The following is a 15,482-nucleotide window of genomic DNA, read 5'->3' as shown; positions in this document are numbered from 1 at the left end:
AGCGGAAAAGCATCCTAGGAGCTTAATACAGCTTTCAGGATTTTAAAAGTATTAATAATAGTACGACGGCCGACCTCACCCTCGTGTTGAATGAGTGGTCTGCGATTGTCCAAGTTATCTGGAGTTATACGGCGAAGAATCCCCGGCGTTACCACACATGGCAATGTACTTAAATCCTCTTGTTTTGGAGTGCGTCCTTTAAACAACAAGAAAATAAAAGATTCACGGATAAGGTCTTCTTCACCATAACAAGAATAAGCCACACGGCCCAATCGGCCATTAAACTTATCCAGTTCAGCTTTGGAATGTTCACGGGCAAACTCCGTTGCAAAGTTTTTAAACTTTGGATAAGCCGTACGGATCTCTGTCGGAGATAATAGGAAGTTGTTATTGCTATCATGGGCCGCATACAAGGACTCCATGTAATACAACAAAGAAATCATCATTTTGATATCTGCACTTTCCAAACGCACATTTTTGTTAGCCTCTTCTTTACGGGCCGCATCGAGCAAGGCCACAAAGAAATCTTGGAACTGTTCCGGTGTCAAACGCTCTAAATAAACACTTAAAGCTGGAAGGTTAGAAAAATAGTATTTATATCCCCGCTTCAGCTCGCCTATAAAACAGGCTTCGTTATTCCATGGATTACCGAACACATCCATATCTGAAAGGTTACAGTTGGCATTGGCTAAGCCCTGCTTCATTTCATTAAAAGTCTGACCGCCAGAGATCAGAATATTGAAGCTTTGTAGCGTTTCCGAAAAGCTCATTTTATCATCGCCATTACCAGATGCGGTAAACAGGTTTGCAGCAATTACGCTAGCCTCACCTTGGTTTTCAACTCGTGGGTCCATAGCTTTGATTTCGATTCCGAAATTTTTAAACTCATTATACCACTGCACCATTCCACGCTTGCTGGCATGGGCATTTTTCACTAACTTCACAAACGGCGTCTCGCCCCAACCTAATAGCATTTGGCGCGATAACATCATCACATAAAATCCACGAGTCAAATCCACCCAATTTTGCTGAGCTAGATTTTGATTGGCATACAACATCAACTTTTTATTGCGATAAATAGAAGGCTTTTGAATTAAAAACTGTTCTTTTAATTCTTTCACAATATTAACAATGAGTCTTTGCGTCTCTGAGTCGAAATCTTTTAGAATTGCCGTCTCGCTTGCAGGGTCAAATTGACGTAGCTGACGCTGAACTGTTTCCACAGGGATTCTGCGATTCTGGCTTGAAGCCAAAACCGACTCGCTTGCGATAGTTTCAAGATACTTACTATAGATTTTGTAAACAGCTATTTCTCTTTTCAAATTACTGAAATGCACGCGCTTGATACCATCAAATGCCATGATATCGCCAGCAAGTCCTGATTCTAAAACACGCACTACTATTGTTTTGTAAAAGCTCAATGCCGTTGAACTGGAAACTGGAAGTGGCATCATCTCTTTTTCAAAAACTTCAGAAATCAAAGGATCAAGTGAGGCCATCGAAATTTTTTGAGTTTTTCGGTATTGCAATGTGCCTTCTAATAACGATACCGCATCTTCGATAAACTCGATTAAGTTATTTAATACAGCAGGCGTGCTGATTTCAAATTTAACATGTCCATGAATATGAGTTGAGTATAAACGTAGTACCTCTGTTAAATTATCAATGTAGATTTGTCTTTCAGACTCACCGCCAGCGGCCTGCTGACCGATCAAAAGAGTATTGACCTTGTCAGCCAACTCTAGCATTCCCTGCTGATCTTCTTTCAAAACATTCATATTTTTGATAGTTCTTTTGAAGTCTTCAAATCCATAAGAAGACTGAGACATACGAGATGCTGCCAAAAGATTTTTAAGACTTAAATTAAGCTGAGCAAATCCATCTTTAATCATGGTTTTAGTTAGTGGTGCATCTGTTTTTTGAAAAGTAAACAATTGAGCATAAGGTAGTAGATTTTTAGCTTCTTCACGAATCACCAACAAATAAGCGCGAAGCTCTGTTAGTTCATCTTTAGTGATTTTCTGATCTGAACCACCTAGTAAGGCTGTTTTTAAAGAGAGTAAATCTCGTGTAGCGTCTCTAGAGATATTTGAATCTTCAATGAATTTTTCAAAAATTTCAAAAAGCTCTTCTGCATTAAATGAAGTCGCCTCTTGGCGTCCTTCAACGCGCGTTTGGAACTGTGACAAGGTGTCATCAATACAAGAAAATGTTTTATCAATATCCGCCGGTGTCACTTCAGATTTCATAAAATTTTGCACATCTAAAGGAACATCTTTCAAGCAACTCATCGCGTCTTGTTTGATTTCTACAACTTCTTCTTTCTTAGGTTTTCCCTTAGTAAACTCAGTACATGATGACAATAACATCATAGGAATAACTAAAAAAGCTAAGCAGATTTTAGATATCATAACTTACTCCCGCCCATACTTGATCTAAACTCTTGTAGGCTTCCATTGCCGAATTCTTTTCGCTATCAGTATCAATTAAAAGCACATCGACCCAGAAAGCCCATGGTCCACGTAACTTCACTGCATTCTTAAAGTTGATTTGGCGGAACGACTCTGATGGGCTGAATTTATATTGAAGTGTTGAGTCTAAACGAAATTGATTCCAAAAAACTCCCGTGTATGTAGCTCTAGCTAAAGCCGCTTGGCGGAACTGAAAGCGATTCGACAAGGAAGCTCTGTTATCATCCGCATCAGGTCCCACATCTTTAACTTTTCCACCTGTTGTGTCCAAGTAGGCTAAGAAAAATGTGAAGGGTTGATATCTAAAAAATATCTGTGGCCCCCAACTTAAGCTTTCGTCGAATTGAGGCGAGTTAAATCCATCATCGAACTTCGGATCTTTCGGTTGGCTATATAAAACCGACAATTGAGCAGCTCCCCATGTATCGCGGTAGCCAAAATCTGCTGAATACACGTTTTCATAATAGACTTTCGGAGTCACATCTATACGCACACGTGTCGTTACCAACACGCCTTTATAGCCCAAAGCCAATTGATTCGAAGGTTTATACATCCCTGCTAAATTAGCAAAGAATCCACGTCCCTCACCCATACGAACTTGTGCTCCGTACTGAGTTTGAAAGATCACTTCACTGACTTCAGGTTTATCGACGTTATAGTCAATCGGTAACAACTGTCCTTGAAAACGAACATTTTGTGGAGGCATCGGGAACCATGGATTACTGGCTTGAAACTGACCATCTTTTAACTCAAAACTAGCGCCTTGATCTGGAATATACAATGGCGAGGCAAATAAGCTCACTGCAAATCCTTGGTTTCTTTTCTCCCAAAATAAACCTGTTAAACCTTGGTTTTCAGGAGCCAATGGATTCCAACGGAATTGAGGTTGATAAACACCTAAATTCCATACGCTGTCTAAAGAAGACCAGTTATGTAATTTGCGACCAATGTGAAGCTCTGATTTATCTTCAAATGAAGTGCTGAAGTATGTTTCACGGATATTCAGAAAACTCAAAACAGAGTTCCCCATGGCATACATACCCGTTAAGTTAATACGGAAAAGGTCATCTGATTTAGGATTGGTCTTAAGATTCGCGCCTAAGAATGCGAAAGATTTACTGCTTGCAGACTCATAATCAGGGCTGATAAATGACAACCCTTGAACAACCATAGATGTGCGAATCTCAGAATGAGACACTAAGCTGAAAAACAAGATAGCACTAATCAAAAACAGATGGTTTCTTCCCATACCAGCTATCTATCAAGTTTTGTGCCCCAATAGAGGTCTGAGGCTTAATTTATGCGATTTGGCCTAGAATTTAGGGGCGCAGGACGCTGAAACTGGACAGATGACAGTTTTTGTATACTATGACTAGATAAGTTATATACAGGTTCGGATGAAGATTCTCATTATAAGATTTTCCAGCATTGGCGATTTAACACAAGCACTCAGCATACCGAGCTTTATCCGCTCTTATGTTCCGAACGCCGAGATTCATTTTGTTACACGCCAAGACCTCTCGAGTTTGCTTGAAAATCACCCAAATATTGATCGCATCTGGACACTGGATCGCCGTGATGGATTCCGTGGACTCATCCAATTGATAAAAAAATTAAATCAGGAAAATTTCACGCACATTTATGATGCACACAATAACTTAAGATCTGCACTCATTCGCTTCTTTGTACACTCAAAGAAAACTTTGGTCAGACCGATGATGCGCATCAAAAGATTTCTACTTCTGGAATATCATATCAATCTTTTTGAAAAACCTTTTTCTGGACAAAGAGATCTGATTAAGCCGTTAGAAAAATGGGGAATGCCTTTTCGGCTTCCTCCAACACCACAATTGTTTCTAAATGAAAGTATTCGACAATCTGTAGAAACTCCAGATGAAGACTTCGTAGCACTTGTGCCTTCGGCTGCCTACTTTCTGAAAAGATGGCCAATAGAGTATTGGGATGAACTCATCAAACTCAACCCAAGTAAAAAGTTTGTTGTTTTAGCTGGCCCAGAGGACAACTTTACATCTGTCTTGAATCAAAACTCAAATGTCCTCAATCTAACGGGAAAGACCGGACTACTGGGATCCGCCGCTGTGATTGAAAAAGCAAGTATGACGATTGCTAATGACACCGGACTTCTGCATTTTTCAGAGCAACTTGGAAAGCCCACCATCGCCTTAATGGGACCTGCCCCTTTTGGTTTCCCTTCGCGCGAAACGACCTTACAGTTAGAAAGAAACTTAAAATGTCGTCCTTGCTCTAAACATGGACAGGGGCCATGTGTGAATGTGGCCTATCATGAATGCCTACGCTCGATTACACCACTGGAAGTTTCAAGCCGCATGAACCAAATCCTCGAGCAAAACAAATGATTTATTTTTATCGCCTGATTTACTTCACGCTTAGAGTTTTGCTATTTGTGATTTCTCCGGTTTTGCCAAAATCTTTACAGCTATGGATAAAGTTACGTCGAGAAAAGCTCTCACAAAAGAATAATTTCAAAAACAGCTATTGGTTCCACGCCTCTAGTGGAGAAATTGAATACTGCAAATCTGTTATTCGCCTACTGAAAACCGAAGATCCAAAAGCACATGTTGTTGTCACCTACTCCTCTCCATCTGCGGAAAAGTTGTTTTTTAATATCAGTCAATTTGTCGACGAGTTCATTCCTCTACCTTGGGATCAGCCCTTTGCAATTAAGCGTCTTATTCAATACATACAACCGCGTGTTTTAGTTTTTGCCAGAACAGATTTATGGCCAGAGCTTATTTATCAAGTGAAAAAGCAGCGCATTCCTGTAGGGGTGATCTCGTACAACCCTCGTTTAAGTTCACTTAATCATTTTGTAAATAGACACTTACTTAGCCAGCTAGATTTTATTTCTTGCTTACAAGAACAAATCATCCCAAGTCTACAATTGATCACGCGAACAAAGATCATCAAAGCCGATGGCGACACGCGTTTTGATCAAGTTTTCTTTCGCTTGAGCCAAGAGCCGAAAGTCAAAATCGCCAACTCTTCGTCGGACTCAGCTCCCCTATTCATTTGCGGTTCTACTTGGGCTGAAGATGAAGCGGTGCTTTTTCCATGCTTTAATTTTTTAATTGAAAATAAGTTCAAAATTGCTCTGTGCCCCCACGATGTCAGTTCCAGCAATATCGCACGTCTACGAAATGACCTGGAAAAATACGGATGGAGCTACCAGTTATTGTCTGAATCTCAGGACTTACAGCGCGTGGATATTTCGAAAAACATTCTACTGGTAGATCAAGTGGGATACCTCGCTGACCTCTATCGCTTTGGTTCTGTAGCTTTCGTTGGCGGTTCTTTTAAAGACAAAGTTCACTCGGTAATGGAACCGCTTTGCTGCGGCCTTCCCGTTGCTGTTGGACCTTTTTACCACAACAATCCTGAAGCTGTCCGCTATGTAGGGCAATCCGTTATTAGAATTGAATCCCCACAAGAGCTAACAGGGCTTATTAAAAATATTTCGACTTTTGATAAAGAGCAGATCTTAACTGAAATGCAAAAAAATCAAAATGCAAGCCAGCGAGCCCTCGATACCATCAAAGAATCAATTAAAACAGCTTTCTAAAAAAGTAAGATTGCGCCATCCGTACCAACTGATTTTTTCCCCATCGACCAGTGCGCCTTGAAAACCTTCGGCTTTCAACTGATGGATGTACTTAGCAAAAGGAAAAGGCTCGCTCGAAAAAAGGCACATGGCTTTTTTAAGCGCAGAAGCCTCTATCTGCGGATACTTCTGCGGATGTGACAGATGAACCCCTACCAATGACATCACCTCAGTTATAAATGTCCCCTGTCCAATAACCATAAATGGATTCTTCCAAATCACATATTCAATAGGTGTTAATTGTAACTCCTGAATGGATTTACGACTGAGTTCTGCCACCAGTTCCGCATCTTGAATAAGAATCTGTCTCCAGAATAATTCCGCATTGATTTTTTCTTTCTTTTCAAGGATCTGACGATAGCGATGAGCGTACTCTTGTAGTTTTGGATTTTGAAGTCTCTGACCCAAATTGTGTAAAAAGTCTGAAGCCTCTTGTAAACCCGTCACATGGGAGACAGCAATTTCAATTCCATTTTGAGTTAATACCTCAGCCATCTCTTTTTTATTCTCTTCTTGGTCTAAAACAACCAAGTCAGGTGACAGCTTCAAAATTTCATCGATTTGCATATTTTTAGTGCCACCAACAGCGGGAATCGATTTCACTTTTGACTCGGGATGAATGCAGAAACGCGTCCTACCGACGACATCAATACCCGCTTCAATGAGGGTTTCTGTCCATGACGGCACCAAAGAAAGAATTTTAGCATTTTTTTCGAGCATCAACTAATCGTGTCAATCACTGTTAGTTGAGTCAACTATTAGCTCGCGCTACTATTTCCGAATGAAAAACTACTACCCACTACGTGAAAAACCTCAGACTCAATCCTTTAAAAAAGGCGATGTCCTTGTACTATTTGGTGAACTTTTTAACCGCGGCTATGCAAACGGGCTTGTAGAAGAAGCCGAAAAGAGCGGTCTAACTGTTATCCGTGCCACAGTGGGAAGACGCGATAGCGAAGGAAACTTACGTGCTCTCAATGCTGAAGAAACGGCGTCAATTCCACAGCCTTTTATTAACGTTCCTCTTGAGGCCGGATTTGATTTAGAAAAAGATTCCCACGGCAAGTCACCTGTCGACTATCTAAAAGATGTTAAACTCAGTGATTGGCAAAACGCTGTTTTACCAGAGACCTCTTTACAAGAATCCAAAGAAAAAGGACGCCTGCGCTTCAGACAAAGTGTTCAGCAGTTTTTAAAAGAGCTGACTCCTCACCTGAAAGACGGAGCCCATGTTCACTTTGCCCACTTAATGGCAGGTGGAGTTCCCCGCTGTAAAATCGTCATGCCATTGATGAATCGCGTTTTCAAAGGAACCGGAGACCGCTTCTTACCTTCAGAGATTTTCTGGAAAAGTACCATTGGTCGTCTGTTGGAACTTAATTTTCAAGAAGTCACTGCTGAAACTTACAATATCCTGATTGATGAGTCCGCAAATCTAAGACAGCAAATTGAGTCAAAAGGCGGAAGTGTCAGCTACGTGGCTTACGGCTACCATGGCACCGAGATCATCATCAATGACGATTACAAATGGCAATCTTACGCCCCCTACATTCAAGGTTGGGCAAAAGTTGAACTCGAAGGTATTTCGAAAAAATGGAGCCAACAAGGTATCAAAACGTGTGTCTACAATTGTCCTGAGATTTTAACAAACTCGAGTTCCATTTTCCAAGGGATTGAAATTCCACTTTACAACTTGATCCGCGCTTTCGAAAAAGATCAGCCTCAACATGAATTGACTCAAAAAATTAAAAATGAATGCCGTGCTGTTTTAAAAGAAGATGCCTCTATCGAGCAAATTTTCCAAATTGTAGATGACTTTTTAAACTCTGAACTCTTTTTGAAAACCAGTGTCTATGAGGGCTGGCCACATCACTCTGGTAAAGAGCAGTTAGCATTAGGTCTTGAGACTTCGGATCGAATTTTCTCTTTACACAAAGACGAAAAATCATTGATGACAGCTACCTTGAGTGAATTGATTTTTAGAGCCTGTGGGTACATCATGCTTCACGATGGCTATCACCCAAAATCACCTGTAGCTTGGATAGGACATGATGTTGTCGTTAAGAGTGTAACTTAGTTCATTAAAGGAATTTCTATGCCTGTTAAAATTGCGATTACTGGTGGCCCCTCTGGCGGAAAAACAACCTTAATTGAAGCTCTTAGAAAAGAGTTTGGACAAAAAGTAAAGATCGTCCCAGAAGCGGCCTCGATCCTGTACAAGGGCGGCTTTCCTCGTGTTAAAAGCTATGAAGGCTACTTCCATGCTCAACGAGCGATTTACTTCACACAAAAAGAATTAGAGGCTTTGCGCTGTAAGACAAATCCCGAAGCCTTGATCGTGTGTGATCGTGGTTCATTGGATGCCTTAGCTTACTGGCCCGATTCAGCCGATAATTTTTTTGAAACAACTCAGACAACTCGCGCTGCTGAACTTGCTCGCTATGACTGGGTTATTCATTTAGACACAGCGACAGAACCTGATTACGACACCAGTAATGAAATCCGTACGGAAAGCTTCCATGAAGCCTTGCTATTAAATGATAAGATTAAGCAAAGCTGGGATGGTCATCCTCAAAGAATTATTCTTGGAGCTGAACAGGATTTCTTTTCAAAAATGAAACGCGCCACGCTGGTCATCGCTGCAATTTTAGAAAATAAAGCCATGGAAGAAGTTAAAGCTATTCGCTAACGGATTTAAGTAACTACTGACTAATCCATATGAAATCAGCGCGCGGGCCTTCAGTCAAAGAAGGCTCGATCTGCTCTTGCTTTTCTTCGTCTAACATTCCCTCGCCATTCACCTGCGACACCGTCACCAGACGAGCGTCCGCTAATCGTGCACGGATACGATCTGGCAACCCTCCGCCGTACTGAACATGGAATTCTCCGACAACAATCACAAGGACATGATCAGGATGAGCCTGCATGAACTCGGCCGTCTGCCATGCCATCGTATCATCCCACGCCGACTGAGCCGTAAAACAATTCAACGGACTCTTGCAGTGATGTCCCGCCGCTAACATAAAGCGCGTCTTGTAAGACTCACGACCCAAAGTAAAAGCTGGAGGCAATAGCGCCTGCTCAGCTTCATCTAAGCTCTCTAGCCCCTGTCTTGAAATTTTCGAAGTGATCTGGCGCGAGATATTTAATCCCACTGTGGTTTCATTAAATGCCAAAGCTGGAAATAGAATCTGTTCACGATAGAAATCAAAGCTATAACCACCCCATTTGATAGCCGCTAGAAATTGATCTTCCGTTAAGGCTCCCGCACGGTATTGATCTAGATAAGTTTGGTCCGTGTAATTGACGAACTCCATCCCCACCGAAACTTTTAAGCCTTTAGCGCGTAAGCCGCGTAAAATTTCGAGGTGTTGCTCTTTATGGCTGGCAAGACCATGGTTTTCGCCCAATATGACGATATGGCCCGCTTGTACCCGACTCAGCAGGTTTTCCAGAGAGGTTTCTTGACCTGTTCGGCCATCAAAAAGCTGAGAAAAAGCACAAGAGCTATAAAATAATGCGGATAGAGCTAGAAATACCGATCTTTTAAGCATAAAAACCCCTCAATTTCGTACCAGACCCTTATATTCGATTGACTGACCGCTGTAAACCTACTTATAAAAGAAGGTCTTTGGAATTCATTTAAGAGGTGTATCATGGCAAAAAAGACTGGTCGTATTATTGTAACTTTAGAGTGCACAGAAGCTAAAGCAGCTGGAAAACCTGTTTCTCGTTACACAACTACAAAAAACAAAACTAAAACTCCTGGTCGTTTAGAAAAAAAGAAATACAATCCTAATTTAAAAAAACACACTGTTCACCGCGAAACTAAATAATTTCAGCGTATAGTGTTTTAGGATTATGATTCTTACTGACAAAGAAATCTTAAGTCATATCGAAAAAGGGCTCATCAAAATCGAGCCCTTTGATTTATCATGCCTTGGTACAAACTCATACGATGTACACTTAGGCAAAACTTTGGCCGTTTACGACGACGAAATCCTAGATGCTAAAGCTCATAATAAAATCAAAACTTTTGAAATCCCTGAAGAAGGTTATGTTTTAACCCCTGCTAAGTTTTATTTAGGGGTTACTGCTGAGTACACTGAAACTCATGCTCATGTGCCTTTCTTAGAGGGAAAATCAAGTGTGGGTCGTCTTGGTATCGACATCCATGCAACTGCCGGTAAAGGTGACGTGGGCTTCTGCAATCACTGGACACTGGAAATCTCTGTAAAACAACCTGTACGCGTCTACGCAGGTATGCCTGTGGGACAACTCATTTATTTTGAAGTCAAAGGTGACATTCAAAATATGTACAACAAAAAATCTAACGCAAAATATAACGATAAAAAATCAATTCCTGTTGAATCAATGATGTTTAAGAATAAGTTCTAATATGAACGGATTATTCTCATCATTACTGAAGATGTTGGTGGTTAACCTATTGGTTATGCTGATTGTCGGCTATTTCGCAATTAGCTTCTTAACTGGCGAGTTCCCACCTAAAATTAAAACTATTAAAACCTACGGGGCAAAAATCTCTCAAGTTCAAGATAGTATGAAACATATTTTGAATAAGTCGAATACAGCGATTATTCAACAGGTGGACCCCGAGCTAGGGCTTTCAGAAAGCAGTGGCTTTAAGACCAAACCAAATCAAGCCATTGCACAATTTGAAGATAATCACTCACAAGAAGGGGCCCGCATCTCTCCGCAAGATGCCAAAGAAATCCATGAGCTCAATAAAAAGATCATGCTTCTTTACGCCGAGATTGATCAGCTTCGAAACGAAAATCACGCTTTAAAAACAAGTCTTGAATTAAAAAAGTAAGACGCAAAAAGGGGCTGATACGCCCCTTTACTCGTTCCCTGCGGTCTCAGTACCGGCGCCTGCAACTACTGGAGTCGGAGGCTGTGGCTTCGTCGCTTCTGCAATGAAGTTAAAGATCTTACCTAAATCTAAACGTGTACTTTGAATATCCCAACCCTTATGACAGCCCTCTGGTTTACTGCAGTCATGGTCCTTAACAAAGGCTGCAAATCGTAATTTTTCAGCCAGAGTTCTTGGGGCCTTACCCTCTTTTAATAAGAAGATAAATACACCTGGCATATCGTCCTCGACGAGCGCAGGGAAAGATTTTGTCAGTGTTACAATCAACTCTTTAAATACAGGGAAGGCAGCTAGAGCTTCTTCTTTCTGAAGTAAAGAATCCTGACTCTTATCGTGTGAGTAATAAATCATTTCTAAGTACTGCGCCACGTGAGGGAATAAAGCGGCGTCACTTAGTTTCACTTGCTTCTCTTCCGTCTGCACATACCCTGCAGCTTTCAATAAGCTCAGGTAATACGTCTTCACTTCCTCTTCCGTATGCTTTTGCTTCATCTCAAGGAGCTTAGGCAAATCAGAGAATGCGGCCACCTCATTGTAGTACAAATCAATTAGACAGCTTTCATCAAGAAGGCTTAAGCCTTCATTTTCTGTGTTACGGGTCTGTACACAACGCTCAAGCGCCAGCGGTTTCAGTGCATTAGCGCGGCCAAGGCCCGACATAATATGTAAAGCCAAATGATGAATCTCTTCTAAGCTGGCTATACTATCGCCATTACCCACTGATAGAAATAGATTAGCTTCCCTGAAGCGAGAGGCCACGAAGCCATCTGCACCCACTTCATCCATCATACCAATATCCACAAGAAGACCTCGCACCAGATTAAAGCCAGCTTGTAGCTCATCTTGATTAACACCTTGCAAGTTATTGACGCGATTAATATCTGTAGCAAAAGCTCTAATCACCAAGCGGCTAATTGCGCGGGCTAAGTTAGATTTAATTAAATCTCCGCGAGTATAGCGCCCGTTCGTCTCGGATAAAATCTTAAGATAGCCAGAACTGTTAAAGTTCATCAGACCTTTAGCTCCAACTAAGCGATGAAGTTCAGATAAGCCCATCTGCTGTAACGCCGGCGCCAATTCTTCTTTCGTGTAACTTTCCTTTTCTGTGAAAAGTCTGTTGATCACCATCTGATTAAGAACCCAGTGCTGAAGTTCGGTTGCCAATTGCTCTAAAGCCACGCTCCCGAATCCACCCAGATGCACACGTGGTGTCCCTAAACGCTTAGCCGGATCATTTAATAGATGACTCCACAGAGCATTGATAGTCGACTCTACACTGGCCTGACGAAACTTCGTCTTCAGTAAGCCCTGCTCTTGCAAAGACATCACCAGAGGTACTATCTCTTGCGTACTGATATTATGATCAGGCTTCATTCGCAGCAATAATGCTGTGCTCTCTTTAAATTTAGGCAGCAACTTAGCTAGATTTGCTGTGAATTCATTCTCTTCAATTTTAAAAACACTGACGAAGTTCGAAAATTCAACGAAGTTCGCGTACATGTGAATACCGACATTTAACAATAATCGAATCCCGTTGCGGCTTACAGTCGCACCCGATTCACCTGTCAGCGTGTATTTAGCTGTTTTTACAACTTCAAATAGCTGCTCAATATTTTCTGGAAGTTTTAGACTGTCTTTTAAAACTGTTCGCGATAAATTCAAAACTGTCGCTTTTAAAACATCTAAGTCGTAGGATTCAACAATTTGCTCGCCGATCTCTTTAACAGCGGCTTGAATAGCAAGCTCGGCCTGTTGGAAGTCTTCATACTTAATTTCTGACTTACGATAGGCTTCCTTATTTACTTTTAAATGTTTTAAGTTCGCTGTGATGACATTGATGTTTTTTAATAGAACAGGAATCTTTCTTTTTAAAGTCGAGAAGTCCTCTTTTGACCACCCTTGCTCAGACAAATTATGACGTCCCAAAAGCATGATCTTGATATGATTGATTTGTCCCACCATCTCTGCATTTAACTCTAAAGATGGCAATAGAGGTCTTAAGCTACCCAATAGCTCAATAATCTCATTGTTTGAAAGCAAGCCGCCAGTTTTGCGTCCTAATAGATCTTCGATCAGCCCCACAACGTCTGTTGCGATGCCTTCATACACCTGCCACTTTTCAGTAGATTGACTTGCCTTCAGCGGTTTAAGGAAATATTGAACTCGTAAGTACTGCGCATAAGCTTGGGACAAAGTTTGTGTAAAAGACACCCACTCTTGTCCTGTTAGCGAAGAGTCACCACCAATTAAAGCTTTTTTGAAAGAGATAATCGCTACGCGTGCATTGCGAATTGTAGAAAGAGTGCTTTCATTCGCATTTACGATACCCGCAATTTTTTCGACTAAACCGAACATGTCATTCAACTCATAAGATCTTTGCGTATAGGCTAAATCGCGACCTAAATGATCTAAGAAAGAAATCAGGGCACGTTTCGCCTCATTAAATTGACGCTGATCTTGTTTTTCGTTGCCTGTTGCCGCCCACTTACCTGTGATCACTTTCATGTGCGGATTAAGTTTTAATAGTTCTGGCTTGTAACGAGCAAAAACATCGACCAGACGAATGATCTCTTCTTTCGTGATTTTTTCGGTGTCCCCACCTAAAAGCATCACTTTGAATTTGAGCACTTCGCCCATTAGCTCTGGCGTCAGTTGAAAGGTGCTATTCTTTAAGAAATTTTGCGTTAAGAACTTACCAATTTCCTCGGGAGTATAAGCATTAACATCTTTACCACGGATATTTTCTTTAAATGTCAGCAAAACACTTTGTAAACACTCTAAGGATTCCGAAAGTTCATCGTCATTGGCATTACCTGCAACAAACTTTTTCAGTAGCTCCATAGAGGGCTTTAGGCAGGAGGTCCCTTGGATTTCAGCGACTTTTTCCTGTTTATTATTTTTTTCTCCTAATTTAATCCCGCAGCCAGCAACGGACAACGCCACGACTGGACACAAAAGTGCTGATATAAACTTAGAACGCATAATTCACTCCAGCAAAAAATCTGTCGTTGGCCTTGTTCTGGTCTAAGAAGTTTCCTTGCGCATCTGTTGGCAATTCGTTTTCGACACCAATAATATCCGCGCCCACACGAAGAGTCAGATTCTTTGTAGCACCATACTTGACCGATGCTGAAAGTAAAGCACCTTTTAAATCTTGATCGTATGTATAACTCACGTCTGCATCTACAGCCTTATTATAGATAAAAAACATCTCGCTTTTCACACCCAAACGCAGAGGCTTTTTAAACAATGTTCTAGAATCTGCAATAGCAAAACTGCTTTCTTGATTTTGGCTATTCATATCACGCATTTCACCACCGCTGATAGAGGCCGCACCCGCGTAGATTTCTAGTTTCTTTTTAGCCCATGAGCTCAAATCCACTGAAATATAACCAGCGACGATATTAAGTGGGTTCAAAGTCTGAATAAATTCTAAGTCTTTAGCTGTTTTATTTTCAGGCTGATCCGAAATAACCGAAAATGTAGTTTTAATATTTTCAAAATCGAAATTGATATCCGCCGCCGTCACCTGATGCATAATTGTATTGGGTGAAAGGTACACGTAACCTTCAAATGTCGAAATATCACTGTAAGTATCACGTGACAAAACAATTTCATTTAATGGCTTGTAGGCATAAGTCACTCTTAAATAAGGACGAACACTGTTCGGTCCTAAGTACGCGCTGGCCATATATCCACTATTCGTAATGATATCTAATAACTGGTAATCACGTATCGCGTAGTTAATATTTTTATGATCATCACCAAATTTGAATTTAGATGGCGGAGCCGGAGCCCAGCGATTACTGGAGGTGATCTTACCATCTTCCACTTGGGTCTGAGGCCCTTGATTCGGAATAAAAATAGGATTGAATGCGGCCATCACACCGAAGTTACCTGTTGAAAAGCGTGCCGTTAAACCGACTAAACCACCCTCAATAAAGTTGATGTTGTCGTTCGTTTGATGAGACTGCATAAGTCCAAAGTTGAAAAATGAATCCGCAAAGCTCAGATTCTCTTTTTTACGTCCGAATGTAACATTGGCATCTTTTGTGCCATAGCCCATGTAAGCATCAGGGAAAGCATAGTACATACTTTTCGGAGTCGAAAATGTACCCAAGGTAATATCCGCAGCACCAAAAAAGCTTCCTTCTTTTTTGAACTTTAAGCCTAACTGTGCACGTTGCTGAAAACTGCTATCGTTGGCAGCTTCCTCTGCATAACCAATAGCGCTCAGATCCACCTCTAAACGAGTTGCAGATTCCTGCGCCTCAGCCTTCTTAAGCTGAGATCTTTTGATTTGTGAGGTCCCTGTGGCCTTGGTACCCGATTGCTGAGCCCACGTGCTAAAAGCCGTGAAAAAGGCAAAGAACACCATAGCAATTTTTGTTACTTTTAAACTATTACCCATCATAATTGGAAGGAACCTGCGATAAGCATTCCAGCCACATCTGCATTTATTTGAGTATGAACTCTA

At 41.2% G+C, this 15,482-nt stretch carries 13 protein-coding genes; 7 read left to right on the top strand and 6 right to left on the bottom strand.

Annotated elements, in window-relative coordinates:
- Positions 1–14 precede the first annotated feature (14 nt).
- The gene (locus tag A11Q_RS05050) at positions 15–2,411 is read right to left on the bottom strand and encodes a hypothetical protein (protein ID WP_015469712.1); all 2,397 of its coding nucleotides are present in this window, start codon (positions 2,409–2,411) and stop codon (positions 15–17) included.
- A complete protein-coding gene (locus tag A11Q_RS05045; RefSeq protein ID WP_041575089.1) occupies positions 2,401–3,720 on the bottom strand; it encodes a hypothetical protein in 1,320 nt (439 codons plus the stop codon). The genes A11Q_RS05050 and A11Q_RS05045 overlap by 11 nt, the downstream gene beginning before the upstream one ends.
- A gap of 148 nt (positions 3,721–3,868) precedes the next feature.
- Between A11Q_RS05045 and A11Q_RS05040 the strand changes: the two genes are divergently transcribed.
- Positions 3,869–4,849, top strand: coding sequence for a glycosyltransferase family 9 protein (locus tag A11Q_RS05040; protein ID WP_015469710.1), 981 nt, complete (start codon positions 3,869–3,871; stop codon positions 4,847–4,849).
- A complete protein-coding gene (locus tag A11Q_RS05035) occupies positions 4,780–6,072 on the top strand; it encodes a 3-deoxy-D-manno-octulosonic acid transferase (protein WP_083860478.1) in 1,293 nt (430 codons plus the stop codon). Before A11Q_RS05040 ends, A11Q_RS05035 begins: the two co-directional genes overlap by 70 nt.
- Here the strand turns inward: A11Q_RS05035 and A11Q_RS05030 are convergent.
- The gene (locus A11Q_RS05030; RefSeq protein ID WP_015469708.1) at positions 6,052–6,831 is read right to left on the bottom strand and encodes a helical backbone metal receptor; all 780 of its coding nucleotides are present in this window, start codon (positions 6,829–6,831) and stop codon (positions 6,052–6,054) included. The two genes, A11Q_RS05035 and A11Q_RS05030, sit on opposite strands and share 21 nt — an antisense overlap.
- A gap of 61 nt (positions 6,832–6,892) precedes the next feature.
- Between A11Q_RS05030 and A11Q_RS05025 the strand changes: the two genes are divergently transcribed.
- Positions 6,893–8,188, top strand: coding sequence for an enoyl ACP reductase FabMG family protein (locus A11Q_RS05025; RefSeq protein ID WP_015469707.1), 1,296 nt, complete (start codon positions 6,893–6,895; stop codon positions 8,186–8,188).
- Positions 8,189–8,206: 18 nt separating this feature from the next.
- Positions 8,207–8,800, top strand: a complete 594-nt coding sequence (locus A11Q_RS05020; protein ID WP_015469706.1) for an ATP/GTP-binding protein — start codon at positions 8,207–8,209, stop codon at positions 8,798–8,800.
- Between the two features lie 13 nt (positions 8,801–8,813).
- Here A11Q_RS05020 and A11Q_RS05015 read toward each other — a convergent pair whose 3' ends face one another.
- On the bottom strand, positions 8,814–9,665 hold the full coding sequence (locus A11Q_RS05015; protein WP_015469705.1) for a ChaN family lipoprotein: 852 nt from the start codon (positions 9,663–9,665) through the stop codon (positions 8,814–8,816).
- Positions 9,666–9,767: 102 nt separating this feature from the next.
- Here A11Q_RS05015 and rpmG point away from each other — a divergent pair, with 102 nt between their 5' ends.
- The 3 genes from rpmG to A11Q_RS05000 are packed head-to-tail and all read left to right on the top strand — an operon-like array spanning position 9,768 to position 10,945.
- Entirely contained in the window at positions 9,768–9,947 is a 180-nt protein-coding gene (rpmG, locus tag A11Q_RS05010; protein WP_015469704.1) for a 50S ribosomal protein L33, read from the top strand.
- Between the two features lie 25 nt (positions 9,948–9,972).
- The gene (gene dcd / locus A11Q_RS05005; RefSeq protein WP_015469703.1) at positions 9,973–10,509 is read left to right on the top strand and encodes a dCTP deaminase; all 537 of its coding nucleotides are present in this window, start codon (positions 9,973–9,975) and stop codon (positions 10,507–10,509) included.
- Between the two features lies 1 nt (position 10,510).
- Positions 10,511–10,945, top strand: a complete 435-nt coding sequence (locus A11Q_RS05000) for a hypothetical protein (RefSeq protein ID WP_015469702.1) — start codon at positions 10,511–10,513, stop codon at positions 10,943–10,945.
- Between the two features lie 27 nt (positions 10,946–10,972).
- On the opposite strand, the gene A11Q_RS04995 is transcribed toward A11Q_RS05000, so the two are convergent.
- Both A11Q_RS04995 and A11Q_RS04990 read right to left on the bottom strand, forming a co-directional pair.
- Positions 10,973–13,987: a hypothetical protein gene (locus tag A11Q_RS04995; RefSeq protein WP_015469701.1), complete on the bottom strand. Its 3,015-nt coding sequence runs from the start codon at positions 13,985–13,987 to the stop codon at positions 10,973–10,975.
- Positions 13,977–15,419, bottom strand: coding sequence for a hypothetical protein (locus A11Q_RS04990; RefSeq protein WP_015469700.1), 1,443 nt, complete (start codon positions 15,417–15,419; stop codon positions 13,977–13,979). Before A11Q_RS04990 ends, A11Q_RS04995 begins: the two co-directional genes overlap by 11 nt.
- Between the last annotated feature and the right edge of the window lie 63 nt (positions 15,420–15,482).

It is taken from the genome of Pseudobdellovibrio exovorus JSS (assembly GCF_000348725.1).
Lineage (GTDB): Bacteria > Bdellovibrionota > Bdellovibrionia > Bdellovibrionales > Bdellovibrionaceae > Pseudobdellovibrio > Pseudobdellovibrio exovorus.
The sequence above is the reverse complement of the archived record's forward strand: the minus strand, read 5'-3'. Positions and strand labels throughout refer to the sequence as shown.